Below are 24512 nucleotides of genomic sequence, written 5' to 3' on the forward strand. Positions count from 1 at the left end.
CGGCCAAATCTCTCACACAGCGCGGCCGTTGAGGCAACCAAGGTCAACAAATTTACCAGCTTTTCAGCGCTGCCACTTATTGTCCTCTGGCGCGGCGTCGATGTGGCGGTAGGCGGTGCGGTCAAGGTCGATGGTTTTGTCGCGTGGCGCGTCATGCGCCCTGCCGGCCACCCAGCCGCGCGCGCCACCCAGCAGCATGGTCAGCGCCACGACATCGCTCAAAAACCCCGGAATGATCAACAACAGGCCAGCCAGGACCGGGCGCGACAATCCGCCTATCCGATGATTGAAAGGCTGGTTCCCCTGCGATTGCCGGCGCAAGCTTGCCAGGAGTTCGCGGCTGGAATGGCGGATAAGCCTCACCCCTAAAAATGCTCCCAGCATGAGCAAGCCAATCGTCATCAGCCAGCCGAGAATGGATGCGACAAAGGCAATCGACATGAGCTCGGCTACCGGGCTCGCCAGCGCAAGAAACAGAACTACTCGACCCGACATCGCGCCTTCTCCATCATCCATCTGCGCTCAACATAGTGACCGGGATAGGGCGCTGCGCCCCCGGCGTGGAAGAAACCACCATGTTTTCGCAATTGTGATCGCTGCGGGATGGTTTATGCTCGCGCAGCATGGATTGCCGGCGTGCTGACCACTTGGCCGCACCGCCCCGGCACCCTACATTGAAGAGGGCGATCAGCCCGACCCATCGCGATGTGAGACATCATGGATCTCTATACACTTCTTTTTCTGGTGATTGCGGTTTTCCTTATATTCCGCCTGCGCAGCGTCTTTGGCCGGCGCACCGGCCATGAACGACCGCCGGTCGAGCGCCGTGTGCGGCCCGATCCCACGGCTGAACCGGCGAACAACAAAGTTGTACCGCTGCCAACCCGCGCGCTCCCCCGTCACATCGAGCCACCACCACGAACCGAGCCAGCGGACGTCGCGGATGTCGTTCACAAATTGCCAAACACCACGCCGGCCATCGACGCTGCGCTTAACCAGCTGATGCGCGCGGATACTCATTTCACACCGGCCGGATTTGTCACAGGCGCGCGCGCTGCCTATGAAATGATCGTCGCAGCCTTTGCCAGCGGTGATCGCCAGACATTGAAGCCGCTTTTGTCGAAGGACGTCTATGATGGCTTTGACGCGGCGATCAGCGAGCGTGAAAAGGCCGGCCATACGGTCGAATCGAGCTTTATCGGACTTGACGCAGCCGATATCACCGAGGCGGCACTACGCGGCTCCAACGCCCAGATCACCGTCCGTTTTGTTGCAAAGATGACCCAGGCAACGCGTGATAATACGGGTGCGGTGGTAAGCGGCGAGCCGACCAAAGTGGCCGAGATCACCGATATCTGGACCTTTGCCCGCGATATCGCCGTTCGTGATCCCAATTGGCGGCTGATTGCGACCGGGCCGGCCTGAGACAGAGCCGCAGCCTGGCACATCATCGGGGAGCAACCCATGCCATCGCGCCCCCCACGGCCGCCGCCGAAAGATCACGCGGTGTGGGATGTCTATACTGAACAGGTGACGCCGCTTCACCCGCGGGTGAAGCGGATGCGCCAGCCGACACCGCCTAAAGTCGCTCCGGCGCCGCTTGACGGCCCTCCCGCAACGGCGCCTCCACCGCTCCCTGTCGGCAAGCCCATCGCCGCACCGCTGCCAACCGAACTTGATCGTCTGACGCGCCGTCGCGTTCGGCGCGGCGATCAGGCGATCGATGAGCGCATCGACCTTCACGGCCTGACACAGGTGCTGGCCCATCGCCAGCTGCTGACCTTCCTGCAATCTGCCCAGGCGCGCGGCGCCCGCCTTGTGATGGTCATCACCGGCAAGGGTCGGAGCGATGGCGATGGAGAAGGTCGCGGAACCGGCGTCCTGCGCCGCGCCGTGCCGCTATGGCTCGAAGAACCGGCGTTCCGCGTCCTTGTCGTTGCGGTCTCGTCGGCGGCGCGCCTTCATGGCGGCGAGGGTGCGCTTTATCTGCGCCTGAGACGCCCACGCCAGGGCTGACGCCGGCCAATGCACCCTGTTGCAGCACCAGATTCACAGAATATAGCGTGACAGATCGGCGTTTCCGGCAAGCATCGACAATTCTTTTTCGACCAGCGCCTCATCGATGATGATCGTCTCCCCGGCGCGATCGGTGGCAGTGAAGGAAATCTCGTCCAGTACCCGCTCCAGCACTGTGTGCAGGCGGCGGGCGCCGATATTTTCGATCGTTGAATTGATCGACACGGCGATGCGGGCGAGCGCCGAGATGGCGCTGGCGTGAAAATCAAGCCGCACCCCTTCTGTTGCCAGCAAGGCTGTCGCCTGTTTGATGAGGCTTGCTTCCGTGTCCGTCAGGATGCGCTCGAAATCGGCTGCCGTGAGCGGTTTCAGCTCCACCCGGATCGGCAATCGTCCCTGCAATTCCGGGAGTAAATCCGATGGTTTGGCGACATGGAAGGCGCCCGAGGCGATGAACAGGATATGGTCGGTTTTGACCGAGCCGTATTTTGTCGCAACAATTGTACCCTCGATCAGGGGCAGCAGATCGCGCTGCACGCCCTCGCGCGATACGTCAGGGCCACTTCGCCCGTCACGCCCGCAAATCTTGTCGATCTCATCAAGAAAAACGATGCCATTATCCTCAACCGCTTTTAAGGCATCGCGAATGATATGGTCATTGTCGAGAAGCTTGTCGGCCTCCTCCTCCACCAGGATCGGTTGCGCCTCCTTCACGCTCAGGCGGCGCGATTTCGGCTTGTGGGTAAAGAGCTTCCCCAGCGTCTCCTGAAAATTGGCGATGCCGATCTGTCCGCCCATGCCGGGAAGATCAAACGCGCCGATGGCCGGTGCACTCCCCTGCACCTCGATTTCGATCTCTTTATCCGCCATGTCGCCATCGCGCAGCCGGCGGCGGAAACTTTCGCGCGTCGCTGTCGAGGCATTGGCGCCGACGAGGACATCCAGCACTCTTTCTTCGGCGTGAACGGCAGCCTTTGCCGCGACAAAACGGCGGCGCTCGTCGCGCGTGAGGCCGATCGCCACCTCGACGAGATCGCGGATGATCTGCTCGACATCACGCCCGACATAACCGACTTCGGTGAATTTGGTTGCTTCGATCTTGAGGAAGGGCGCACCCGCAAGCCGGGCCAGCCGGCGGGCGATTTCGGTCTTGCCTACTCCCGTCGGGCCGATCATCAGGATGTTTTTCGGCATCACCTCCTGTTTCAGCGCCCCCGTCAGCTGCTGGCGGCGCCAGCGATTGCGCAGCGCGATTGCCACCGCCCGCTTGGCGTCATTCTGGCCGACGATATATCGGTCGAGTTCCGAGACGATCTCGCGCGGTGAAAAGGCGGTCATGTGTCGAGGCTCTCCACCGTCAGCTGGCCATTGGTATAAACGCAGATGTCAGCGGCAATCGCCATGGCCTTGCGCGCCACCGCCTCCGCATCCTCCGGCCCGTCGAGAAGCGCAAGGGCTGCGGCAAGCGCGAAATTTCCGCCTGAACCGATGCCCATGGCGGCTTTGTCGGGCTCCAGCACGTCGCCATTGCCCGAGAGCACCAAAGTAACCTGGGCGTCGCCAACGAGCATCATCGCCTCCAGCCGGCGCAGATAGCGATCACTGCGCCAATCCTTGGCGAGTTCGACGCAAGCGCGTGTCAATTGGCCGGGATATTGCTCCAATTGCTTTTCCAGCCGCTCAAACAGGGTGAAGGCGTCCGCCGTCGCGCCGGCAAAGCCGCCGATCACCCCCCCACCGGCGAGCCGCCTGACCTTGCGCGCATTGTGCTTGATTACCGTCTGGCCGAGGCTCACCTGACCGTCCCCGGCAATCACCAGCCGCCCGCTCTTGCGCACTGCCAGGATGGTCGTTCCGTGAAAGCTGCTTGCGTCGGCCATATACTCGTTCCATTCTGTCGATTACTTTGGACATAGATTATTAATCATAATTGTCCACGGCTTGGAGTCGAATGTCACGGTATGTAAATGCCAATCCAGGTTGCGTGCTGAAGGGGATGGGTATGAATTTGGTCAAATTCGGGTTTCTCGTACTGGTTTTCTCCATTCTCGGGCCGCATTTTTCAAAAGCAGCCGTTGATGTCCGCGTTGATCTGACGAACCAGCGCATGACCGTGACGAGCGATGATGGGGTTGTCCACCAATGGGTGATTTCATCAGGCCGCAGCACGCACCGCACACCCACCGGCCGCTACCGTGCCCAATGGCTCGACCGCACCCACCGCTCGTCGCGCTATCAGAACGCGCCGATGCCTTATTCGGTGTTCTTTCGCGGCAATTACGCCATTCATGGCACCAATCAGGTCCGCGCCCTGGGCCAGCCGGCATCCCATGGCTGCATCAGGCTGCATACGGCCAATGCCGCCAAGCTCTTTGCCCTCGTGCAGAAGCATGGCTTGAGGCAGACCTCGATCACCATCAGCGGTGGTGTGAAAGGCAAGGTAAGCAATAACCGCCTGGCATCGGCGAAAACCGTGCCCGGAAAAGCAAAAGTAACAAGCGGCGCCCCCCATGACGCGCCGGCGCAGAAGGCGCCGGGCTATGGATTGCGTCTTGATGGGGCAGGCGCCGGGCCGCCCTATGCCGGCTAGAGCAAAATCCGATCAAGTTGGAACGGATTTTTGCTCTAGATTATTGCTTTCGCATCATCTTTTTCCGCCAGCCGGTATCCACCTGGCGGGATGATGCTCTAGGGTCACGGCTTCGTACAAGGATTGAACCATGCCGCAGATTGATGCCGCGCGCCTGCTGTCAGATTTACGCCAGCTGGCAAGTTTCGGAGCCTACAAGACGGGCGTCCATCGCCCCAGCCTGTCGCCGGAGGATATGGCAGCCAGGCGGTTTGTCATGCGCCGCTTTGAAGAGGCCGGTTTGGCGGCGCAGATCGATGGTATCGGTTCCGTCTTCGGCTGGAGCAAGGCTGCCGGCCCGCGCCTCCTCACCGGCTCGCATATCGAGAGCCAGAACCATGCGGGTTGGCTCGATGGCGCGCTGGGCGTCATCTATGGGCTCGAAGCAGCGCGCGCGCTGTCAGCCGATGCCGCCACCCGCCATATCGCCGTTGATGTCGCCGCCTGGTTTGACGAGGAGGGACATTTCGGCTCCTTCCCCGGCTCGCGCTCAGGCATTGGCATCCTGAGCGAGGATCATATCGCCGCCATGAGCAATCGCTATGACGGAACCCCGCTCAGCGAGAAACTCAAAGAAGTGGGATTGGGCGGCGTGGCGCGCATTGTCATCGATGGCAGCCGCTATCGCGGTTATTGCGAGGCCCATATCGAGCAGGGCGACAATCTGGAATCGACCGGTCAGCGTATCGGCATTGTCACCGCCATCGTCGGCAATTGGCAGTATCGCATCCTCTTCGATGGGGCCCAGAACCATGCCGGCACCACTCGCATGGCAATCCGTCGTGATGCCGGCGTCGCACTGACCGAACTGTGCCATGCGATCACGCAGGCCTTCCCCAGGATCGCCGGACCGCGCACGGTATGGACCACCGGGCGCATCACTCTTGATCCGGGCGCGCCCTCGATCATTCCCGGCAAGGCTGAAATGCTCTTCCAGATCCGCGATGCGGATGCGGGAATTCTCGACAGTCTCGACAAGGAACTGCGCCGGCTGATCACCACGGCTGACGCTGAGGGTCCCTGCCGGGTAACGCTTGAGGTCCTGTCTCAGTCAGTTCCGGCGCTGATGGATGACAAATTGCAGCTTGCGCTGGAGGCGGCAGCCGAAAAACGCGCCCCCGGCAAGCATATGCGCCTGCCTTCGGGGGCGGGTCATGACGCGCAATATCTTGCCCGCATCATGCCCTCTTCGATGCTGTTTGTGCCGTCAATCGGCGGCATCAGCCATCACTGGAGCGAAAACACCAGTGATGAGGACATCGTTCTCGGCTGCGAGGTTTATGTCGATGCGCTTGTCCGGATGGCGGCAGGTTAAACGGCGGCGCTGACCTGAATTTCAACCAGCATTGCCGGGTCGGCGAGCTTGGCTTCAACAGTGGCGCGCGTCGGCAGCGCTGCCTGATCGACCCATTCAAGCCATGCCTCATTGACGCCGGCGCGATGGCGGATATCGCTGACCCACAGCGATGCGGTCAGCAACCGGCCCTTCGAGGTACCGAAATGGCTGAGCACCTTGTCGATGGTCTTCAGGATCTGCGTTGCCTGGCCTCTGGCATCCGCTTTGAGGTCTTCAGCGACGATGCCGGCCGTCGTCACCACGCCATTATAGCGCACGCCCAGTGAAAAAATCTTGTTGCCTGCGTCGAGACGATCGATCGCCATGAGCTAACTCCCTGATGAATTGCAATTATTCGTCGCCGCGCACGAGCGCCCGCTTGAGGCAGTCGAGTTTTGAGAATTCACTGAAAATCTCGCCCAGCCATTTGCGGCAATAGCCACGCAGGACCAGCGAGTAATTCCCCTCGCGCCCTTCGGCGTTCTTGTTGGCGATGAAGCTGCGGAAGGGCACGGAATTGGTGTCGACCGTTTCGTAGACGAGCTCGTCAAGGCGCGGAATGCCAAGTTCGATCCCGCCGGCTTTGAGGAATTTCGCCCGGATATCGGAGCCGTGCCAGAACACGAAATCAGGGTCGGTTGCGTGCGATTTCACCACGATATGACGCTGGATCGGCAATTGCGCCATCGCATCCGCCACCTCGCCGAGCGCTTCATAATTGCCGCCGATGACATGGAAGAAGAAGAGCTGGAGCTTGCCTTCGCGCATCTGTTCGAGGATCGAGATGTCCTCGAACGTCTTCAGGACGGATGAAAAGGTTCCTGCCCGCAGATCAAGCACATGCGGGGCCGGCGAACTCGCGATCGAATCAAACAGCTCGATCTGGCTCTTCACCGTCGTAATGTCGATCAGCCGCGTCGTGGAGGGCGCAAAGCGTGCCAGCGATCCGCGCGGGAATTCCGTGTCGAAGGGTCGCGCCGGGCGCTTCATCTCGTCAAAATATTCAACCAGCAGGCGTGACACCGTCGTCTTGCCAACGCCGCCCTTGTCCCCGCCAACGATAAAAAGACGTCCGCCGCTCATCTTGCTGTTCCCCTGATTCGTCGCAGATTTTGCGCTCGATGCGCCTTTGCTGACCGCTTTCACTTTTTTCACCCGACCATCCCCTGCTCTTATTGAAACATCGGACCGCTGAGCCGGCCCAGATCCCTCGACAGGAGAAGCTGGGCAACCTGCGGCTGGAATACCTGAAACAGTTTCGCGAGCTGGGCCCGCGCGAACACGTCCTTGCCGCTGCCTCCTCCCTTTGCCAGAAACTCAGACAGCGGGAGGCGCTGCGACAGGTAATGCTGAATAGCCCCTTCATCCATACGGGGAAGGACAAACTCGGGTACGCGGCGTTCTGTCAATTCTGTGCGAATCGGGCTTGAACGCCAATCGCGCAGATGAGCAGGCGACGAATTGTTAACAACGAGAATTTCGCGCGCGTCAACCAGGCAATCAGGCCAGAAGCTGGCGCGGACATCGCGCAGGGGCTGGGAATAGACGCGCATCGACCAGGTCTCGACACCATTTTCGGCCAGATCGGCGATGATGCCGGTATAGTCACAGAAGTCGAGAAACGCACGATAATCCGACTGCGCGAGGTCCAGCAGCGTCCAGGCGTCAGGTGCGCGCATGATGGTATCGACAAAACGCACCTGCTCGGCGGTTTCGTGGATATTGACGGCGGCGAATCGTTGCTTGTTCTGGCTGCGCTGGGGAATTTCGCGGGCGGCCGAGGAAAAGACATACCAGTCGACGCCGCGATCCATGAGGAACGCGGTCAGGAGATGCGCAATGAGCGTACGGCCTTCGCCGCCACGTTCGCTGCGGATGATCACCAGATGCCCCATTCTGCCCGCCGCAGGATCGCGCGACAAGGTGGTTGTCGCGCGTCGTTCACGTCCCCAGGTCAATACCTTGCGATCTTGGTTAGCCTATCTCTCGTCCTGAGGCGAGGGCGATCAGCGCCTTCATGTGCGCGGGCACGGCCGCAACCGCACTGATCACCGGTTTTTTGGCATGGTAGGGGATCACCACCTGCCTCGCGTGGAGATGCATGTGCCGGTCAACACCGCGCGCGCGATCCCCGCCATAAACGCCGTCCCCGACGATCGGACAGCCAAGATGGGCAAGATGGACCCTCAGCTGATGCGTCCGCCCGGTCTGCGGCTGAAGCTCGACGAAGCTCACCCCGCCGCCGCGCCCCAGCACCGTCCACGCGGTTTGCGACGGTTGACCGGCTGCGTCGACCTTCATCCACCATGATCGCCGATCATGGCTGCGCCTGGACAGCGGCACGTCGATCACGCCCGAATCCTGCGGCGGCCCGCCGACGACGACAGCCCAGTAGGTCTTGCGCACCTCTCCCCCCGCAAAGAGTGCACCCAGCCGGGCGGTCGCCTGGCGGTGACGACCAAGAACCAGACAACCGGACGTATCCTTGTCGAGACGGTGCGCGAGAGCAGGGGCTGCCGGCAGACCAAAGCGCAAGCCGTCGAGGAATTGTTCAAGGTGGGCTCCGCCCTTCGGCCCGGCATGCACCGGCAATCCTGCCGGCTTGTCGATGATGAGCATCAACGCATCGCGGTAGAGAAGGCGGGCGGCAAGATCCTCAGGGCTCATGGCGGCGGTCTGCCGGCTTGCACCGCATCTGTCAAACGTTAGACACTTGCAGCCGCGCTGGTGTCATGGCAGGCCAGCAGCAGGAGAACGGCGATCATGCGTGTTGATGGCAGGCAATGGCGGACCATCTGGGTCGAAAATGAGGCGGGCGACGTCGGCGTCATCGATCAGACCCTGCTGCCCCATCGCTTCACCTGTCGGGTCGTCGGCGACGCGGCCGAGATGGCCGCCGCCATACGCGACATGGTGGTGCGCGGTGCGCCGCTCATCGGCGCGAGTGCTGCCTATGGCATGGCACTCGCCATGCGCTCGAACCCGGCGGATGACAATCTTGATGCGGCAGCGACCATGTTGGCAGCCGCCCGCCCGACGGCGGTCAATCTGCGCTGGGCGCTTGACCGCCTGGTTGGGCATCTGCGCCCGCTGCCAGCGCACCTGCGTCGGGCCGCTGCCTACAAGCACGCGGCCGCGATTGCCGACGAGGATGTGGCGATCAATCAGGCGATCGGTTGCCACGGCCTTGATCTTGTCCGTAAAGTCGCAGACGGCAAGGCGGGCAAACCGGTGAATATTCTGACCCATTGCAATGCCGGTTGGCTTGCGACCGTGGACTGGGGCACCGCCACCGCGCCCATCTACATGGCCCATGATATGGGCATTCCCGTCCATGTCTGGGTGGAGGAAACCCGGCCACGCAATCAGGGTGCGGCCCTCACCGCCTGGGAATTGTCGAAACATGGCGTGGCGATGAGCCTGATTGCCGACAATGCGGGTGGCCATATCATGCAGCATGGTGAGGTCGATATGGTCATCGTCGGCACTGACCGCACGACGGCAAACGGTGATGTCGCCAACAAGATCGGTACCTATTTGAAAGCACTCGCGGCTCGCGACAATGGCGTTCCCTTCTACGTGGCGCTCCCCTCGCCGACGATCGATTTTTCGCTCCACGACGGCATCGCCGATATTCCCATCGAGGAACGCAGCCCGCGCGAAGTGACGCATATCCAGGGTGCTACCGAGAGCGGCACCATTGTTGAGGTCAATCTCGCACCCGTCGGGATCACCGCCCGCAATTATGCCTTCGATGTGACGCCCGCCCGGCTGGTGACCGGCCTCATCACCGAGCGTGGTATAGCGCCAGCCAGCAGTGAGGGTCTCGCGGCTCTTTTTCCCGAACAGGTGACACCATGACCAGCTCGCTACTGCATGTCGTCGAGCAGGGCAACGGCACATCCACGCCGCTCATTCTGCTGCATGGCTTTGGCGGCGATGCCGGCAGCTGGCTCTCTGTCCAGACCGCCCTTGCCGGCACCCGGCGCGTGCTCGCGCTCGACCTGCCGGGCCACGGCAGGAGCCGTGCCCATCCGGCGAATGATTATGCCGGCATGGCGCAAGCCGTCCTTGCCACCCTCGATCATCTGGCGATCACCCGTTTCCACCTGGCTGCTCATTCCATGGGCGGGGCGGTGGCGAGCGTTCTGGCGCTGGCCCATCAAGAGCGTATCGCCTCGCTCACGCTGGTGTGTCCTGGTGGCTTCGGCGGGCTTGTGAACGAGCGGCTGATGCGCCGCTTTGCCAGCGCCACCACTGCCGATGAATTGCAGGAAGTTGTCAGCGCCTTTTTTGCCGCGTCCAGCCTTGTGCCACGCCATGTCGGGGCGCATCTGGCCATCGAGCGCGCTGATCCGGCCGTCAATGAGCGCCTTGGCGCACTCCTCACGGCTATGCTTGATGGCCCACACCAGGTACCGGCCGGCAAAGAACGGCTGGGAGAGCTCACCTGCCCGGTGCGGGTGATCTGGGGCGAACAGGACGAGGTGCAGAGCGCGCATACCATCGCCGGCCTGCCGCCGCTGGTTGGCGTTCACCGCTTTGCCGCTGCAGGGCACATGGTCCATGTCGAGGCGGCGCGTGAAATCGCGCAGATCCTGCGCTTCCAGCTGCGGGAGGAGTGATCATTGGCTGCCCGGACAACAAAGCCACAAGCAAAACGATCGGTTCATGGCGGCCTTCGTCGCGAATTGGTGGCAACTGCCCAACGCATGCATGCCGAAGGCCTGTCGCAGGGGACCAGCGGCAATGTATCGGTCCGCACGCCCGAAGGCTTTCTGATTACGCCCTCAGGTGTTCCCTATGATCGCATCACCCCGGCGATGATGGTGCCAGTCGACGTTGAGGGCGGCTGGCAGGGAGCTTGGAAGCCCTCGTCCGAATGGCGCATGCACGCAGATATCTACCGCTTCAAGCCGCAGGCTGGCGCCGTCGTTCACACCCATTCGCCCTATGCCACCGCCTTTTCCACCCTGCGTGAGGATATTCCGGCCTTCCACTACATGGTGGCGATGGCCGGCGGCACGACGCTGCGCTGCGCCAGCTACGCCACCTTCGGGTCGCAGGAATTGTCGGATGCGATGCTGGTGGCGCTTGATGAGCGCAAGGCCTGCCTTCTCGCCAATCATGGCATGATCTGCTTCGAGCACAATCTCGACCGGGCGCTGTGGCTCGCCGGCGAGGTGGAAATGCTCGCGCGCCAATATGGTCTGGCCCGTCAGGCCGGCACGCCTGTCATTCTGGGCGAGGATGAAATGGCCGACGTGCTGGAGCGTTTCAAGACCTATGGCAAGCAGGGGAAGGCCTGAGCGGCTTTTAAAAAAAAGCCTGAATGCCGGTGATGGCCCGCCCGAGGATGAGGGCGTGCACGTCATGCGTCCCCTCATAGGTGTTGACCGTCTCGAGGTTGGCGGCATGGCGCATCACGTGATAGTCGGCCTGAATGCCGTTGCCGCCATGCATGTCGCGGGCGATACGGGCGATATCGAGCGCCTTGCCGCAATTATTGCGCTTGACGATGGAGATCGCTTCCGGTGCGAGCTCGCCGGAATCATAGAGACGTCCGACGCGCAAGGAAGCCTGCAGGCCAAGACTGATCTCGGTCAGCATGTCGGCAAGCTTCTTTTGCACCAGCTGGGTTGCCGCCAGCGGCCGCCCGAACTGCTTGCGCTCGAGCGTGTACTGGCGGGCGCGATGGAAACAGTCCTCTGCCGCCCCCATCACCCCCCAGGAAATGCCATAGCGGGCGCGGTTGAGGCAGCCGAAGGGGCCTTTGAGGCCGGAGACGTTTGGCAGAAGGTTCTCCTCGGGCACGATCACGCCATCCATGACGATCTCGCCAGTGATCGAGGCGCGCAGCGACAGCTTGCCGCCGATCTTCGGCGCCGACAGGCCTTTCATGCCTTTTTCCAGGATGAAACCGCGGATCTGGTTATCATGCGCGGCTGATTTCGCCCAGACGATGAACACATCGGCGATGGGCGAATTGGAAATCCACATCTTGGCGCCGCTGAGGCGATAGCCGTCCGCGACTTTTTCCGCCCGCGTCGTCATGCCGCCCGGGTCCGAGCCGGCATCAGGCTCGGTGAGACCGAAACAGCCGACCCATTCGCCGCTGGCGAGCTTGGGGAGGTATTTACGCCGCTGGCTTTCATCGCCATACGCATAGATCGGATACATGACGAGCGAGGACTGGACGCTCATCATCGAGCGATAGCCTGAATCAACCCGCTCGACTTCGCGCGCCACGAGCCCATAGGCGACATAACCGGCATCCGCGCAGCCATAGGTTTCGGGAAACGTCACGCCAAGCAGGCCAAGCTCGCCCATCTCGCTGAAAATCGCCCGGTCGGTGGTTTCATTAAGATAGGCCTCGCTGATGCGTGGCATGAGCTTTGACTGCGCATAGCCGCGCGCGCTGTCGCGGATGAGGCGCTCATCTTCGCTCAGCTGCGCCTCAAGATGAAAGGCATCATCCCATTGAAACGACGCCGGAGCTGACGGGGTGGGGGCGATGCGTTGCGGCTTTGCCATTCTGTCCTCTCGCGGGTGACGGTGCCGGCAAGTTTAGAACCGGATGGCAGGCCACGCAAAGGCAAAGTTCAGCTTGCGCGCGCGCCAGCCCGTTCAGGCGGCGTGACGTTCCGCATCCGCCCCGAAATAGCCGATATAGCGCTCGGCAATGCGGCTCGTCGGCAGGATGACGAACACGTCGGTGGTGCCGAACTGATAATCGACCACCGCCCCGTCGCCGATCATGGCGCCGACGCGCAAATAGCCTTTGAGAAGCGGCGGCAGCGCGTGAAGGGCTGTTTTGGGGTTGATCGCCTCCGGTGCCAGCCGGTTCATTGCCACATAGCGGTTTGCCAGCGCCTTGACCCGCCATTCATCGGGTGCCTGCGCCTGCTGGCTGAGAAAGGAGAGCGGCAGGGCAAGCCGTGACGGGTCGGTCCCTTCAAGACTGGCGCAACCGAACATCGCGTCGATGCCATGGGCCCGGATATAGGTCCACACGCCGTGCCACAGCAATTCTATGGTGCGTTTGTTGCGGTAGGGCTTGAGGACGCAGGAGCGCCCGAGTTCCAGAAAGCGCAGCGTGCTGTGGCGCTCGAGAAGCGGCGCGATGTCAAATTCGCTCGCCGAGTAAAAACCGCCGATGAGATCGGCCATCTCCTGGCGCAGCAGACGATAGGTTGCCACCACTTTGGGTTTTGGGGCGCGGAAGGGTTTGTGCTCGAGCGCTGCATGGTCGACCACCAGAACGTGATCGCAGAAGGCGTCATAGACATCAGCATCGCGCCTCAGCATGGCAGCCGTTGGTGTCGGCACTGCCGACATTTCCTCGTAAAACACCTTGTAGCGCAGCCTTTGCGCGCGCTTGATGTCCTTCGGCTTGGTCGCGAGGCGGACTTCCAGCGAGCCGAGGCGGCCGAGCGTCGGCGCCATTGGCCGCTCGCTCTGGCGCAGCTTGGTAAAACCCGGAAGCAGCCCCGGAACCCAGGCAAGCGGGGTGTGCGGCATGCGGCGGCTGGCTTTGGCCGGCGCCGTCAGCGCGCGCATCAGCATGGCCGCCTCGCTTCGTGGCCACAGCTCTGACTTGAGGACGCTATCGACGGCGCCTGGCGTGATCATCTGCTGGAATTTCTGACTGAACGTCATGTGATCCACCGCTCGCCTGCACCAGCCCGCGCCCGATCCGGCGCAGGACTGCAATCTGCCCGGGCCGGATTTGGCCCGCCACACTGGCGTTGATCATTTTAACTTGACGTGATTATGACACTCACGTGGCGGTTTGGATCGTCGCGATCAGACGCGGCTGCGCTGCGCCAGGCGGCGCTTCAGCGGCTGGGTAGTCGCGGCCAGATGCAGCAGGATCGCCTCAAAGCGCTCGCGGTCGATCGGTTTGGCCATGTGCTCGCCCATGCCCGCCGCCAGGACCGCGTCGCGATCCTCGGCGAAAGCGTTGGCGGTGAGCGCAATGATCGGGCAGCGCGGCAGGCCTGCCTCCTCCTCCTCGGTGCGGATGATCCGGGCGGCGGCGGCCCCGTCAAGTTCCGGCATCTGCACATCCATCAGCACCAGATCGAAGCGTTTGTTGCCATCGCCGTGTGGACCGACGCGCCACGCCTCGACAGCCCCGCGTCCGTCGCTGACATGGACGACATGGTGACCGAGCTTTTCGATGAGGGCCTGCGCCAGCAAGGCGTTGATGGCGTTATCTTCGGCCAGCAGGATGGATAGAGGGGCGTGTTCATCAGGCGCGCGCGGCGTTTCGTCAAGCGGCATGCGCGGGTCGCTGGCTAGCGCGCTGTCGGGCAAAAGCTGGGCGATGAGCGATACCCGGCGGACCGGGCGCACCAGATAGGCATCGCATCCTTCGCTGCGTAGCGCAGCGATTTCACCGCGATCCGCGGGTGTAAGGAGCACAACGATGCGGGGGCGGGCGCTGCAGCCGGCGCTCGACGCGATTATTTCACGCAAAGCGCTTCGGCCAAGCCGGCGATCCGCCAAAACCACGTGCGGCCAGCCCTCGCGGAGTGCTGTCACCGCCTCTGCCGCGCTCCTTGCCAAACGCGCCTCTCCGCCGGCGCGTTGAATGTCTGCGGCTACCGTCCCTCCCTCGAAGACGCCCGCCGAGACGATGAGAACATGGCGGCCGGCGAGTGTGTCCGGCGGTTTGAGGATCGACGCTTCATCGAAGAGTGGCAGATCGACGGAGAAAATAGACCCCGCTCCGGGCTCGCTTTCGACCGCCACCCCACCGCCCATCGCCTCGACCAGGCGTTTGGTGATTGCCAGACCAAGACCGGTTCCGGCCGGACGTTTGAGATTGTGCTGATCCACCTGTTCAAATTCGTTGAAGATACGCGACAACGCGCTTGCCGGAATGCCAACGCCCGTATCCTCGACGCGCAGCGCCAGATTACCCCCGAACCGCCTGGCGCGGACCACGACGCCGCCCCTGTCGGTAAACTTGACCGCGTTCGACACGAGATTCATCAGGATCTGCCTGATGCGCGTCGCATCACCCCGCACCTCGCATGGAATGTCGGGGTCGATCGAGGCCACCATCTCGATCCCTTTGGCATGGGCGCGCGGCGCCATGAGTTCAACGACCTCCTCGATGAGCGCCGGCAGATCGACGGGAAGACGGCGCAATTCAAGGTGGCCGGCTTCGATCTTGGAGAAATCGAGCAGATCATCGATGAGCGCAAGCAGGCTTTCACCCGATGTCTTCACCGCCCGGGCATAGGTCGTCTGTTCCGGGCTCAGATGTGTATCGATGAGCAGTGCCGCCATGCCCAGAATACCGTTGAGGGGCGTGCGCATCTCATGGCTCATGGTTGCCAGAAATCGCGATTTTGAATGGCTGGCGCTTTCGGCCTTTTCGCGTGCTTCGCGCAAAGCGCGCTCGCTCACCTTGCGCTCGGTGATGTCGCGCCCGACACTTTGCCACGCCACCACCGCACCTGACCGGTCGCGCACGGGGATTTCCACAAGCGAAAACCAGCGCGGACCGGCGATGGTCATCAGGCAACAATCATTGCTGGCGTTGTTTTCCGTGTGGTCGGTGATGTCAAGGCGCTGGGGCTCGAAATGCGTCCCCAGCAGAGAGCCGCGCGGTTTGCCGAAGAGAAGGGAATAGGCATCGTTCACATAGCTGATGCGCCGATCAAGATCGCGACGGATGATCAGATCATCCTGGGCGTCGACCAGACCGCGATAGGATCGCTCGCTGGCCTGCAGGATGGCGATGCGCCGATCACGTTCCTCCACCAAGAGCTGAGCGGTCCGCGCGCTGTTGCGCACCTTCCTGAGGGCGATCATGAGCCGCCAGCCGATGGGAAGAAGGACGCAGGCAGCCGCGATCATGCCGATGGCGAGTGCAAAGACAATGGCAACCATCGGCTGCAGGCGCGCCATGAACACGGCAGCACCCGCCAGCGAACCCAGAGCCAGCGATAAATAAATCGCCGGCACAAGGACACGCGGCAGACCGCTCAATGCCCCCGACAGGCGAATTTCACGAAAAAGCCAACGCATTGCCACAACGCTCCACCCTGAAACTAGCGCCGAAACCTTGCTTTTCCGTTTGCAAAGCCGTGTCGTGCGTCAGGCGGCGTGGGAGTTGCGGTCAACCAGCAGGCGGTAGGAGAGCGCTTCGGCGATGTGCGGGCGCGTGACCGCGCCTTTTCCTTCAAGGTCAGCCAGCGTGCGCGCCACCCGCAAGACCCGCGTCAGACCGCGGGCTGACAGGCGCATTTTCTGTGCGGCTTCATTCAGGAGTGTCAGACCCGATCCTTCGGGTTTGACGGCGGCCTCGATCAGGCTGTGCGGGGCGCGTGCATTGACACCGATTTCTGCAATATTCATCCGCGCATAACGCTCGCCTTGCATGTCCCGCGCCGTCCTCACCCGCGCTGCCACGGCGGCCGAATTTTCGCTTGCCCCCGGTGTCAGCAGATCGCGCGCCGACACGGCCGGGACATCGACCATCAGGTCGACGCGGTCGAGGAAGGGCGCGCTGATCCGCCCCTGATAATCGTGAACGCAGGCCATGCCGCGCCGGCAGGTATGGCCGGGCTCGCCGTAGCGCCCGCAGCGGCACGGATTCATCGCCGCGATGAGCTGGAAGCGGGCAGGATAAGTGACACGGTAATTGGCTCGCGTCACCGAGACCTCGCCATTTTCCAGCGGCTGGCGCAGGGCATCAAGGACGCCGGGGACAAATTCCGGCAATTCATCGAGAAACAGCACACCGTGATGGGCAAGCGACACCTCGCCCGGGCGCGCTCTTAAGCCACCCCCCACCAGCGAGGCCATGCTGGCCGAGTGGTGCGGGCTGCGAAAAGGCCGGCGATCGGTCAGCGCCCCCTCTGCAAGTTCGCCGGCAATCGAATGCACCATCGACACGTCGAGCAGCTCGCGCGGGCCAAGCGGCGGCAGGATGGACGGCAGCCGCTGCGCCAGCATTGATTTTCCGGCCCCCGGCGGCCCGACCATCAGCAGATTGTGGCCACCGGCTGCCGCCACCTCAAGGGCGCGCCGCGCGCTTTCCTGCCCGCGCACATCCGCCAGATCGAAGCCATTGCCTTCATTTGGCGCCATGGCCGGCTTGGGGCGGGCAAGCAATTGCGTGCCGCGCAGATGGTTGATGAGGGCAATCAGATTGGGCGCCGCCAGGATTTCGACGTCATCGCCCGCCCATGCCGCTTCCGGGCCGCTTTTGGCCGGACAGATGAGGCGATGGCCCTGGGCACTGGCGGCGATCGCTGCCGGCAGCACGCCGGTCACCGGGCTGATCGCCCCGTCGAGCGCCAGCTCGCCCAGCACCGTCGCGCCGTCAATCGCATCGCTTGGCACGGCGCCAAGGGCTGCCATCAGCGCCAGCGCGATAGGCAGATCGTAATGGCTGCCTTCTTTGGGCAGGTCGGCTGGCGCCAGATTGATGGTGATGCGCCGCGCCGGCAGCGACAGGCCGGAGGCAATCAGCGCCGAGCGCACCCGCTCCCGGCTCTCCGCCACCGCCTTGTCGGGCAGGCCGACGATGTTGAAGGCGTTAAGCCCCGGCGCCACATGGACCTGAACGTCCACAGGCCGGGCTTCAATCCCGATAAAGGCAACTGTCGAAACGCGCGAAACCATGACACTTAAGCCCCGAATAAAAGCAGGCTAGCAGAGGGTTCATCAAAAGAAAAGAACGAAGTAAGAACGAATGCGTCTTACCGGTAAGCCTCTATCGCGTCCCACACTTTCGGTGCCAGATCCGGCCCGCCGATGCGCTTGATGGCGCGGATGCCCGTCGGCGCCGTGACGTTGATCTCGGTGAGATTGCCGGCAATGACGTCGATGCCAACCAGGATCAGTCCCATCTCCTTCAGCGACGGGCCGATGGTCTCGCAGATTTCCCGTTCGCGCTCCGTCAGATAGGTGGCGGTGGCGGCCCCCCCGCGCACCATGTTCGAGCGCAGATCGTTTTCAGCCGGCACCCGGTTGACGGCCCCGGCAAAGACGCCGTCGATGAGGATGATGCGCTTGTCGCCATCCTTCACCTCTTTGAGGAAGCGCTGCACCACCCAGGGCTCGCGGTAGGAGGTTGAAAAAATATCGTAGAGCGAGCCGAAATTGAGATCATCGCGGGTGATCCGCACCACCGCCGCCCCGCCATGGCCGTAAAGCGGCTTCATCACGATATCCCCGAATTCACGGCGGAAGGCCTCGATATCGCTTTTGTCGCGGGTGATGAGGGTTGGCGGCATCAATTGCGGGAATTGCGTGACGAAGATTTTTTCCGGCGCGTTGCGCACCTGGCGCGGATTGTTGACCACCAGCGTTTTCGGATGGACGCGCTCCAGAAGGTGGGTCGCGGTGATGTAGTGAAGATCAAAGGGCGGGTCCTGGCGCATCAGCACCACGTCGAACTCGTCCATGTCGCGCAACTGCGCCGGCCCGGCGGTGAAATGATCGCCTTCAATGTCGCGCACGCTGAGCGGCTGGACATGGGCAAACACCCGGCCATCGCGCATCGACAATTGGTCGGGCGTGTAGAAGGACAGTTCGTGGCCGCGCTGCTGCGCTTCGAGCAGCAGGGCAAATCCGCTATCCCCGGCAATCCGGATCCGCTCGATCGGGTCCATCTGCATGGCGACGTTCAAAGCCATCCGGCTCTCCTTGATTTATCGTCAGACCTGTTCACGATCCAAAGACCCCGGCATCGTGACGCGGGAAGCCAAGCGGCGTGACGGATACCACGTCAAAGCGCATCTCCTCTTGGGCGAAAGCAGCGTGGCGCGCAAGCCACCAGCCGGCGGCCCCGATGATGCGCTGCTGCTGGCGTGGCGTCACCGCGTCAAGGGCTGCCTCTCGCTGCCCTCGTTGTTTGACCTCGATGAAAGCGATAATGCCGCCCCGTTTGACAATGAGATCGATCTCTCCCAAGGGGGTCCGCGCCCGCTGGGCAAGCACGCGATACCCCTTGCAGACGAGCAGCGCCGTTGCTGCCCATTCCGCCAGCCGGCCGCGTCGTTCCGCCTTTTGACGGCGACGCGTCTCAGGGTTCGTCATGACGCCCGAGCGCCAGTGCGCGCGCATAAATCTCGCGCCGTGATATCCCGAAAGCACCGGCGATTTCCGCCGTGGCATCCTTGAGGCTGAGGCGTTTCAGCGCGGCTTTCAGCGCTTCCTCAACGTCTTCCGGTGATACTTTTTCAACGAGTGGCGGGCCGACGACAAGGACAATCTCGCCCTTGGGCTCGATCCCGGCAAAACGCTCCGCCAGCTCGGGAAGCGTTCCGCGTTCGACCGTTTCATGAAGCTTCGTCAGTTCGCGGCACATGGCGACCGGCCGCGCGCCAAGGCAGGTCGCCAGATCGGCCAGACTGTCAGCGAGCCGCGGGCCGGTTTCAAAGAAAACCAGCGAACTGGGCACGCGCGCCAGCTCATCAATCCGTCCGCGACGCGACGCGCCTTTGGCTGGCAGAAAGCCGGCAAAGAAAAAGCAATCCGTCGGCAGTCCCGCGACCATCAGCGCCGTGAGCGCGGCGGATGGTCCGGGTACGGGAATGAGCACGTGGCCGGCTGCGGCTGATTCGCGCACCAGGCGAAAGCCCGGATCGGACACCAGCGGTGTCCCGGCATCCGAAACCAGGGCGATGGCCGCGCCTTCCGCCAGTCGCGCCAGGATTTTCGGGCGCTGGGCGGCGGCGTTATGTTCGTGATAGGGCGTCATGGCAACGTCGATGCCGTAATGGGTGAGAAGCCGCCCGGTGACGCGTGTATCCTCGCAGGCAACGAGATCAACGCCTGCCAGCGTCTTCAACGCTCTGAGCGTGATGTCGTCGAGATGGCCGATCGGTGTTGCCACCACATGCAACCCCGGCGCCGTGCGCCCGACGATCAGACGCTGGCCGGCGACAAGGACACTGCGCTGGCTGACGGCAAGAGCGGATGGTTCGGCATCTGCCCACTGACGCTCTCTTGGCATTTGCGCGGACCTCCCCTAGATTGATCACCTCATCGTGACCGGGCCAGCCGCAGGCGCTGTGGCGGCTTTCCCTGAAGGCACATGCGTTACCGGCACATGTGCAGCATTGCCGCCGGAGTGATGTCATTCAAATGGTATTCTGTCCACGCGCTTGAGCAGATATGAGACGATCGTGAAGAAAACGAGCATGAAGCGCACGAAACCACCGGCATCCTCAGCTGAGCATCAAAGCGGTCAGATTGACCGGCGGGTGGCGCTTCTGGGTGTTTCTGCCGGAACCCTGACGCTTGCCGGCTGCCTGTCGGCTCCCAATCCGTTTTCCAGCGGTCAATCGGCGGCGCCGACACCGCCCCCGCCCATCGCCCAGCCGCCAGCCCAGACCATTGGCGAGGGCACCGTCCCAGGCGCCCTCATCCTGCCGTTGAGCGCCAGTGGCAATGCCGGGCGTGCCGCTCAATCGATGCGGGGCGCCGCCGAGCTGGCGATTGCCGAATTCCAGTCGCCGGATGTGAAGATTTATGTCTTCGATGATCAGGGAACCCCGCAGGGTGCCCAGGAAGCAGCGCAGCGGGCGATGCAGATCAACCCGCAATTCATTCTGGGCCCCCTCTTCGCGCCAGCCGTTCAGGCGGTGGCCCAGGTGGTGCGCCCGACAGGCGTCCCCGTCATCGCCTTTTCAACCGATGAAGCTGTCGCGACGCGCGGCGTCTATCTGTTGTCGTTTCTGCCCTCAACCGACGTTGCCCGCATCATCGGCTACGCTTCGTCGCAAGGGCGCAAGAACATCGCCGCCCTGTTGCCAGACGATGCCTATGGCTCGGTCGTTGACGGCGAACTGCGCACGCGAGCGACCGCGGCCGGTGCCCGTATCGTCGCCCTTGAGCGCTATCCGCTTGATCGGGCCAAGATGCAGGAGCCGATCCGTCGCCTCATTCCCGCGTTGAAGGATGCCGATGCGCTGTTCATCCCCGACGGAGCGGATGCGGTCGCGCTGGTGCTGGATTCGCTGCGCATCGCCCAGGCGCCGCTGGCCAATCTGAAATTGCTGGGCACGGGCCGCTGGGATGATCCGCGCCTGTTTCAGAATCCGCTCGCCAATGGCGGTTGGTTTGCTGCTCCTGACGGCGCCGGCTTTCAGCAATTCGGCACCCGCTACCGCAGCCGTTTCACCAGCGGCGGCGATCCCGCGCGCACCGCGTCGCTGGCCTATGATGCGACATTGCTGATGGCCGCCCTGTCGCGCCAGCCAGGTGATGGGCAGCGCTTCGGCGAGGCGGCATTGACCAACCCGAATGGTTTTGCCGGCATTGATGGTATTTTCCGCTTCAACGCCCGTGGCCTCAACGAGCGGGGCATCGCCGTGCTTGAAGTGCGGCGCGGCACATCGGTGGCGATCAGTCCGGCACCGCGCAGCTTTGCCGCTGGCTGAGGCCCGGTTTGGTCCCGTAGCCGGGCATCCGTCGTGCAGCGGCTGGGGTTGCGACCCTAGAGCATCATCCCGCCAGGTGGATACCGGCTGGCGGAAAAAGATGATGAGAAAGCAATAATCTAGAGCAAAAATCCGTTCCAACTTGATCGGATTTTGCTCTAGAACGCCTTGAAACAGATAATCGTCCGCGTGTCCTTGATGCCGGTAAAGCGCTGCACATGATCGGCGACGAACTGGCCGATATCGACGTCGACAGGAACATAGAATTTTACCAGAAGGTCGAAATCTCCGGCTGTCGAATAGATTTCCGAAGCAATTTCCGCGTCCGCGATCGCCGTCGCGACGTCGTAAGTGCGACCCAGTTCGCATTTGATCTGCATGAAAAACGGACGCATGGACAATCCTCCGGATGCCGGGATGGCAGATTATACGAGCGGTTTTGTGCCAGACCCTGGCGCAACGCAAGTACCGACCAGACCTGGCGCTGGCCGGCCCTGCAGCATCTCGCCCTAGATCACGGCGAGGCTGACGATGGCCTTGGTCATGTCGCTGTCCGGGTCTGACAGCGGGTCGACCACGGTAAAGTGATCGGCGCCTTCAAGCTCAACCCCGCGTATGGCGCTCCCCCGCTGGCCCCAATTGTCGACAAATACCCGTTGCTGGCGCAGGAATTCGGGCGATTCCTTCCCGCCGACCACACACACGACACGTTTTCCCCTTGGCGCTGGCATGAACAGGGGGGATACGGCTTCAGCCTCGCGCGCATCAAGGCCGAGCTTGGCGTTGATGCTGGTTGGAATGAGTGGCTCAAGGTCAAACACACCGGAGATCGGCACGGCTGCAGCCACGGGATCAAAGCCCAGATCGGGCGCGATAACCGTCCAGTCGCACGCAGCCATAACGGCTGCCAGATGGCCTCCCGCCGAATGCCCCGCCACCACCAGAGGCTGGCTGCTGCGCTTTGCAAGATGAGCAATAAGCATTTGTATTTCTTTGATAATACCAGCAATTGTGTTGTCCGGGCATAGTGTATAGCCGGCGATCGCCACATCGATTCCATGGCTGCCGGCGCCATGGGCTACCTGGCTGAAGGTGGATTTGCCGAGCGACTGCCAATAGCCGCCATGAATGAAGAGCAGCGTTGCGCCCGCGCTTCTCCCGGCCGCTGCCAGATAATCATAGCGCTGTCGCTCGCCGCTGCCATAGGCGATGTCGAGGGCCCACTCACTCTGCCGCTGTGACCGGATATGCGCCGCCTCGCGCACCCAGCGCGCGAATATCTGCGGATGCTCCGGCACCCGCGCCCGATTGTTATATTCGACTTCAAGATCGATCATGGCGCCATCTCAATTCATGACAGCAGAAGAACGCACCCTGCAGGCGCTGAGACGGCACAGTGAGTGAATTCAACAATTGCGTCCAGCATCATGACAAGGCATGGACATGATCGAGCCAGCGAGATGAAAGGCCTGCCATGTCCACCATTTCCGATTCGTCACTCGATCAGATCTTTCGGCAAGCGCGAACCCATAGCGCCTGGCTCGACAAGCCGGTCACCGACGTCCAGCTGCAGGCGCTCTACGACCTGTCAAAATGGGGCCCGACATCGGCCAATACCCAGCCCCAGCGCGTCCTTTTTCTACGCTCGAGCGAGGCCAAGGAACGCCTGAAACCGCATCTGGCACCAACCAATGTCGATAAATCCATGACGGCGTCCGTCGTCGCGATTATCGCTTATGATCTCGAATTCTATACCGAGATGGGCCGCATGTTTCCTCATAATCCTACCGCCCGCTCGTGGTTTGAAGGAACGCCTGCGGCTTTTCCGACCGCCTTTCGCAATGGTACCCTGCAGGGCGCCTATCTGATGCTGGCGGCCCGCGCGCTTGGGCTTGATTGTGGGCCGATGTCGGGTTTCGAGCATGAAGGGGTCGACCAGGAATTTTTCGCCGGTACGCAGTGGAAGTCAAACTTTCTGTGCAATATCGGTTACGGCGACAAGTCCAGGCTGTTTCCGCGCGGTCCGCGCCTGACTTTCAACGAGGCGTGCAAAATTCTCTGATCATCGCGCCGCGCCGTTAGCCTGCAGCGAAGCCTGGGCGCGTTCGATCACCGAAATGACCGCATGACTTTCCTTGCCGTCGGTGAGCGGGGTGGCGCCTGAGCGTGTGGCATTGAGAAAATGGCGGCATTCAGCCTTGAGAGGCTCGCTTTCAGCCACCATCACTGCCTGAGGTTGGCCCGGCGCCGGCTGCACCGCCGCGTCATCCCAGTCGAGGGCCGGCCGGTGTAGCGTCAGTTTCTCGCTCCACCCGCGCGTATCGTCAAAGACAATGACGCCCGCTTCGCCGGTCACGGTCAACCGGTGCTGCTTGACCGGCGACATCCACGACAGACGCACCTGAGCGCTGCGATGTCCCGAAAAGACCAGCCGAAGCGTCGCCATGTCGCTGACGCCTGTCCGCAGAAACGCGTCGCCATGGCAGATCACGGCGTCAGGCTCCGTCTTCATTACTGCCAGGATCATCGACAGATCATGGGGCGCCAGGCTCCAGATCACGTCTTCATCGATCAGGATTTTACCGAGATTGAGCCGCTCCGATACGATATGGCGGACCGGCCCGACTTCGCCCGCCTCTGTCATCGCCAGCAGCGTTTCGAAAGCCGAATGGTAGCGCAGGATATGCCCGCCCATCAGGGTGCGGCGCTGACGCTTGGCAAGATCATCGAGAATTCTGACCTCGGCCGATGACATCGCCAGAGGCTTTTCGACGTAAACATGCTTGCCCGCCTCAAGCCCCTGTCTGGCAAGCTCGAAATGGCTGGGGCCCGGCGTGACGACAGCCAGCGCCTCGATCTGCGGGTTGGCGAGCACATCGGCGAAATCCATCGCTGTGCCGCCATGGCGTTGCGACAATGAACGCGTCAGCTCGGGGCGATGGTCGACAAGGCCGGCAAGCACGCCCAATTCGGCGAAATTGCGCACCAGATTCTTGCCCCAGTAACCGCAACCGATCACCGCCACACGGGGCCAATGGTCTGGCGACATTTCCGCCATATAGTCCTCCCGACGCTCGATGGCGGCTGGTGTTTATCGGAAGGAAGCGGCTTTGAGAAG

General features: G+C 62.3%; 26 protein-coding genes. 9 read left to right on the plus strand and 17 right to left on the minus strand.

Annotated features, from left to right (window positions below):
* Positions 1-63 precede the first annotated feature (63 nt).
* Positions 64-495: an FxsA family protein gene (locus ACINK1_RS02405; protein ID WP_376801660.1), complete on the minus strand. Its 432-nt coding sequence runs from the start codon at positions 493-495 to the stop codon at positions 64-66.
* Positions 496-717: 222 nt separating this feature from the next.
* Between ACINK1_RS02405 and ACINK1_RS02410 the strand changes: the two genes are divergently transcribed.
* Positions 718-1425: a Tim44/TimA family putative adaptor protein gene (locus ACINK1_RS02410; RefSeq protein ID WP_376801659.1), complete on the plus strand. Its 708-nt coding sequence runs from the start codon at positions 718-720 to the stop codon at positions 1423-1425.
* 39 nt (positions 1426-1464) lie between these two features.
* The gene (locus ACINK1_RS02415) at positions 1465-2016 is read left to right on the plus strand and encodes a Smr/MutS family protein (protein WP_376801658.1); all 552 of its coding nucleotides are present in this window, start codon (positions 1465-1467) and stop codon (positions 2014-2016) included.
* Between the two features lie 33 nt (positions 2017-2049).
* Here ACINK1_RS02415 and hslU read toward each other — a convergent pair whose 3' ends face one another.
* Positions 2050-3354 carry an ATP-dependent protease ATPase subunit HslU gene (gene hslU / locus ACINK1_RS02420; protein ID WP_376801657.1) on the minus strand — a complete coding sequence of 435 codons (1305 nt, stop codon included), beginning with the start codon at positions 3352-3354 and terminating at the stop codon, positions 2050-2052.
* The gene (gene hslV / locus ACINK1_RS02425) at positions 3351-3896 is read right to left on the minus strand and encodes an ATP-dependent protease subunit HslV (protein ID WP_376801656.1); all 546 of its coding nucleotides are present in this window, start codon (positions 3894-3896) and stop codon (positions 3351-3353) included. Before hslV ends, hslU begins: the two co-directional genes overlap by 4 nt.
* Positions 3897-4018: 122 nt before the next feature.
* On the opposite strand from hslV, the gene ACINK1_RS02430 reads away from it, so the two are divergent.
* Positions 4019-4606 (plus strand): L,D-transpeptidase, encoded by a 588-nt coding sequence (locus ACINK1_RS02430; protein ID WP_376801655.1) that lies wholly within the window; start codon positions 4019-4021, stop codon positions 4604-4606.
* Between the two features lie 130 nt (positions 4607-4736).
* On the plus strand, positions 4737-5960 hold the full coding sequence (locus ACINK1_RS02435; RefSeq protein ID WP_376801654.1) for a Zn-dependent hydrolase: 1224 nt from the start codon (positions 4737-4739) through the stop codon (positions 5958-5960).
* Here ACINK1_RS02435 and ACINK1_RS02440 read toward each other — a convergent pair.
* The 4 genes from ACINK1_RS02440 to ACINK1_RS02455 all read right to left on the minus strand — a co-directional run bounded on the left by ACINK1_RS02440 (position 5957) and on the right by ACINK1_RS02455 (position 8648).
* On the minus strand, positions 5957-6307 hold the full coding sequence (locus ACINK1_RS02440; RefSeq protein ID WP_376801653.1) for a RidA family protein: 351 nt from the start codon (positions 6305-6307) through the stop codon (positions 5957-5959). The genes ACINK1_RS02435 and ACINK1_RS02440 overlap by 4 nt on opposite strands.
* A 25-nt stretch (positions 6308-6332) precedes the next feature.
* On the minus strand, positions 6333-7064 hold the full coding sequence (locus tag ACINK1_RS02445) for a hypothetical protein (RefSeq protein WP_376801652.1): 732 nt from the start codon (positions 7062-7064) through the stop codon (positions 6333-6335).
* An 89-nt stretch (positions 7065-7153) separates the two neighbouring features.
* Positions 7154-7903: a hypothetical protein gene (locus ACINK1_RS02450; RefSeq protein WP_376803272.1), complete on the minus strand. Its 750-nt coding sequence runs from the start codon at positions 7901-7903 to the stop codon at positions 7154-7156.
* A 52-nt stretch (positions 7904-7955) separates the two neighbouring features.
* Positions 7956-8648 carry an RluA family pseudouridine synthase gene (locus ACINK1_RS02455; RefSeq protein WP_376801650.1) on the minus strand — a complete coding sequence of 231 codons (693 nt, stop codon included), beginning with the start codon at positions 8646-8648 and terminating at the stop codon, positions 7956-7958.
* 96 nt (positions 8649-8744) lie between these two features.
* On the opposite strand from ACINK1_RS02455, the gene mtnA reads away from it, so the two are divergent.
* The 3 genes from mtnA to ACINK1_RS02470 all read left to right on the plus strand — a co-directional run bounded on the left by mtnA (position 8745) and on the right by ACINK1_RS02470 (position 11290).
* A complete protein-coding gene (gene mtnA / locus ACINK1_RS02460; protein ID WP_376801649.1) occupies positions 8745-9842 on the plus strand; it encodes an S-methyl-5-thioribose-1-phosphate isomerase in 1098 nt (365 codons plus the stop codon).
* A complete protein-coding gene (locus ACINK1_RS02465) occupies positions 9839-10606 on the plus strand; it encodes an alpha/beta fold hydrolase (protein WP_376801648.1) in 768 nt (255 codons plus the stop codon). Before mtnA ends, ACINK1_RS02465 begins: the two co-directional genes overlap by 4 nt.
* Positions 10607-10675: 69 nt before the next feature.
* On the plus strand, positions 10676-11290 hold the full coding sequence (locus ACINK1_RS02470) for a class II aldolase/adducin family protein (RefSeq protein WP_395759963.1): 615 nt from the start codon (positions 10676-10678) through the stop codon (positions 11288-11290).
* 7 nt (positions 11291-11297) lie between these two features.
* Here ACINK1_RS02470 and ACINK1_RS02475 read toward each other — a convergent pair whose 3' ends face one another.
* The 7 genes from ACINK1_RS02475 to rsmI form a co-directional block, all read right to left on the minus strand.
* Positions 11298-12515, minus strand: a complete 1218-nt coding sequence (locus tag ACINK1_RS02475) for an acyl-CoA dehydrogenase (RefSeq protein ID WP_376801646.1) — start codon at positions 12513-12515, stop codon at positions 11298-11300.
* A 93-nt stretch (positions 12516-12608) separates the two neighbouring features.
* The gene (locus tag ACINK1_RS02480; protein ID WP_376801809.1) at positions 12609-13427 is read right to left on the minus strand and encodes a GNAT family N-acetyltransferase; all 819 of its coding nucleotides are present in this window, start codon (positions 13425-13427) and stop codon (positions 12609-12611) included.
* A 360-nt stretch (positions 13428-13787) separates the two neighbouring features.
* Positions 13788-16025: an ATP-binding protein gene (locus ACINK1_RS02485; RefSeq protein WP_376803767.1), complete on the minus strand. Its 2238-nt coding sequence runs from the start codon at positions 16023-16025 to the stop codon at positions 13788-13790.
* Positions 16026-16094: 69 nt separating this feature from the next.
* A complete protein-coding gene (locus ACINK1_RS02490) occupies positions 16095-17627 on the minus strand; it encodes a YifB family Mg chelatase-like AAA ATPase (RefSeq protein WP_376801644.1) in 1533 nt (510 codons plus the stop codon).
* 77 nt (positions 17628-17704) lie between these two features.
* Positions 17705-18643 (minus strand): glutathione synthase, encoded by a 939-nt coding sequence (gene gshB, locus ACINK1_RS02495; protein ID WP_376801643.1) that lies wholly within the window; start codon positions 18641-18643, stop codon positions 17705-17707.
* Between the two features lie 31 nt (positions 18644-18674).
* Positions 18675-19046, minus strand: a complete 372-nt coding sequence (locus ACINK1_RS02500; protein ID WP_376801642.1) for a YraN family protein — start codon at positions 19044-19046, stop codon at positions 18675-18677.
* Positions 19033-19965, minus strand: coding sequence for a 16S rRNA (cytidine(1402)-2'-O)-methyltransferase (gene rsmI, locus ACINK1_RS02505; RefSeq protein WP_376801641.1), 933 nt, complete (start codon positions 19963-19965; stop codon positions 19033-19035). The genes ACINK1_RS02500 and rsmI overlap by 14 nt, the downstream gene beginning before the upstream one ends.
* Positions 19966-20152: 187 nt before the next feature.
* Here rsmI and ACINK1_RS02510 point away from each other — a divergent pair, with 187 nt between their 5' ends.
* Entirely contained in the window at positions 20153-21394 is a 1242-nt protein-coding gene (locus ACINK1_RS02510; protein WP_376801640.1) for a penicillin-binding protein activator, read from the plus strand.
* Between the two features lie 158 nt (positions 21395-21552).
* Here ACINK1_RS02510 and ACINK1_RS02515 read toward each other — a convergent pair whose 3' ends face one another.
* On the minus strand, positions 21553-21789 hold the full coding sequence (locus ACINK1_RS02515) for an Lrp/AsnC ligand binding domain-containing protein (protein WP_376801639.1): 237 nt from the start codon (positions 21787-21789) through the stop codon (positions 21553-21555).
* Between the two features lie 114 nt (positions 21790-21903).
* A complete protein-coding gene (locus tag ACINK1_RS02520) occupies positions 21904-22731 on the minus strand; it encodes an alpha/beta hydrolase (RefSeq protein ID WP_376801638.1) in 828 nt (275 codons plus the stop codon).
* A gap of 137 nt (positions 22732-22868) precedes the next feature.
* Between ACINK1_RS02520 and ACINK1_RS02525 the strand changes: the two genes are divergently transcribed.
* Positions 22869-23456 (plus strand): malonic semialdehyde reductase, encoded by a 588-nt coding sequence (locus tag ACINK1_RS02525; RefSeq protein ID WP_376801637.1) that lies wholly within the window; start codon positions 22869-22871, stop codon positions 23454-23456.
* Here the strand turns inward: ACINK1_RS02525 and ACINK1_RS02530 are convergent, their stop codons facing one another.
* Positions 23457-24452, minus strand: a complete 996-nt coding sequence (locus ACINK1_RS02530; RefSeq protein WP_376801636.1) for a Gfo/Idh/MocA family protein — start codon at positions 24450-24452, stop codon at positions 23457-23459.
* Positions 24453-24512 lie beyond the last annotated feature (60 nt).

Origin of the sequence: Raskinella chloraquaticus (SeqCode) (genome assembly GCF_021731865.1) — a bacterium.
Taxonomy (GTDB): domain Bacteria; phylum Pseudomonadota; class Alphaproteobacteria; order Rhizobiales; family UBA4765; genus Raskinella; species Raskinella chloraquaticus.

What these genes read in the sequence shown, in the direction of transcription:
- mtnA (WP_376801649.1), top strand. Translation starts at nt 8,745, where the DNA reads ATGCGTGTTGATGGCAGGCAATGGCGGACCATCTGGGTCGAAAATGAG.
- ACINK1_RS02465 (WP_376801648.1), top strand. Translation starts at nt 9,839, where the DNA reads ATGACCAGCTCGCTACTGCATGTCGTCGAGCAGGGCAACGGCACATCC.
- ACINK1_RS02405 (WP_376801660.1), bottom strand. Translation starts at nt 495, where the DNA reads ATGTCGGGTCGAGTAGTTCTGTTTCTTGCGCTGGCGAGCCCGGTAGCC.
- ACINK1_RS02490 (WP_376801644.1), bottom strand. Translation starts at nt 17,627, where the DNA reads ATGGTTTCGCGCGTTTCGACAGTTGCCTTTATCGGGATTGAAGCCCGG.
- ACINK1_RS02485 (WP_376803767.1), bottom strand. Translation starts at nt 16,025, where the DNA reads ATGCGTTGGCTTTTTCGTGAAATTCGCCTGTCGGGGGCATTGAGCGGT.
- ACINK1_RS02430 (WP_376801655.1), top strand. Translation starts at nt 4,019, where the DNA reads ATGAATTTGGTCAAATTCGGGTTTCTCGTACTGGTTTTCTCCATTCTC.
- ACINK1_RS02410 (WP_376801659.1), top strand. Translation starts at nt 718, where the DNA reads ATGGATCTCTATACACTTCTTTTTCTGGTGATTGCGGTTTTCCTTATA.
- ACINK1_RS02530 (WP_376801636.1), bottom strand. Translation starts at nt 24,452, where the DNA reads ATGGCGGAAATGTCGCCAGACCATTGGCCCCGTGTGGCGGTGATCGGT.
- ACINK1_RS02435 (WP_376801654.1), top strand. Translation starts at nt 4,737, where the DNA reads ATGCCGCAGATTGATGCCGCGCGCCTGCTGTCAGATTTACGCCAGCTG.
- ACINK1_RS02480 (WP_376801809.1), bottom strand. Translation starts at nt 13,427, where the DNA reads ATGGCGCCGACGCTCGGCCGCCTCGGCTCGCTGGAAGTCCGCCTCGCG.
- ACINK1_RS02510 (WP_376801640.1), top strand. Translation starts at nt 20,153, where the DNA reads ATGAAGCGCACGAAACCACCGGCATCCTCAGCTGAGCATCAAAGCGGT.
- ACINK1_RS02475 (WP_376801646.1), bottom strand. Translation starts at nt 12,515, where the DNA reads ATGGCAAAGCCGCAACGCATCGCCCCCACCCCGTCAGCTCCGGCGTCG.
- rsmI (WP_376801641.1), bottom strand. Translation starts at nt 19,965, where the DNA reads ATGCCAAGAGAGCGTCAGTGGGCAGATGCCGAACCATCCGCTCTTGCC.
- hslU (WP_376801657.1), bottom strand. Translation starts at nt 3,354, where the DNA reads ATGACCGCCTTTTCACCGCGCGAGATCGTCTCGGAACTCGACCGATAT.
- ACINK1_RS02520 (WP_376801638.1), bottom strand. Translation starts at nt 22,731, where the DNA reads ATGATCGATCTTGAAGTCGAATATAACAATCGGGCGCGGGTGCCGGAG.
- ACINK1_RS02440 (WP_376801653.1), bottom strand. Translation starts at nt 6,307, where the DNA reads ATGGCGATCGATCGTCTCGACGCAGGCAACAAGATTTTTTCACTGGGC.
- gshB (WP_376801643.1), bottom strand. Translation starts at nt 18,643, where the DNA reads ATGGCTTTGAACGTCGCCATGCAGATGGACCCGATCGAGCGGATCCGG.
- ACINK1_RS02445 (WP_376801652.1), bottom strand. Translation starts at nt 7,064, where the DNA reads ATGAGCGGCGGACGTCTTTTTATCGTTGGCGGGGACAAGGGCGGCGTT.
- ACINK1_RS02525 (WP_376801637.1), top strand. Translation starts at nt 22,869, where the DNA reads ATGTCCACCATTTCCGATTCGTCACTCGATCAGATCTTTCGGCAAGCG.
- ACINK1_RS02455 (WP_376801650.1), bottom strand. Translation starts at nt 8,648, where the DNA reads ATGAGCCCTGAGGATCTTGCCGCCCGCCTTCTCTACCGCGATGCGTTG.
- ACINK1_RS02415 (WP_376801658.1), top strand. Translation starts at nt 1,465, where the DNA reads ATGCCATCGCGCCCCCCACGGCCGCCGCCGAAAGATCACGCGGTGTGG.
- hslV (WP_376801656.1), bottom strand. Translation starts at nt 3,896, where the DNA reads ATGGCCGACGCAAGCAGCTTTCACGGAACGACCATCCTGGCAGTGCGC.
- ACINK1_RS02500 (WP_376801642.1), bottom strand. Translation starts at nt 19,046, where the DNA reads ATGACGAACCCTGAGACGCGTCGCCGTCAAAAGGCGGAACGACGCGGC.
- ACINK1_RS02515 (WP_376801639.1), bottom strand. Translation starts at nt 21,789, where the DNA reads ATGCGTCCGTTTTTCATGCAGATCAAATGCGAACTGGGTCGCACTTAC.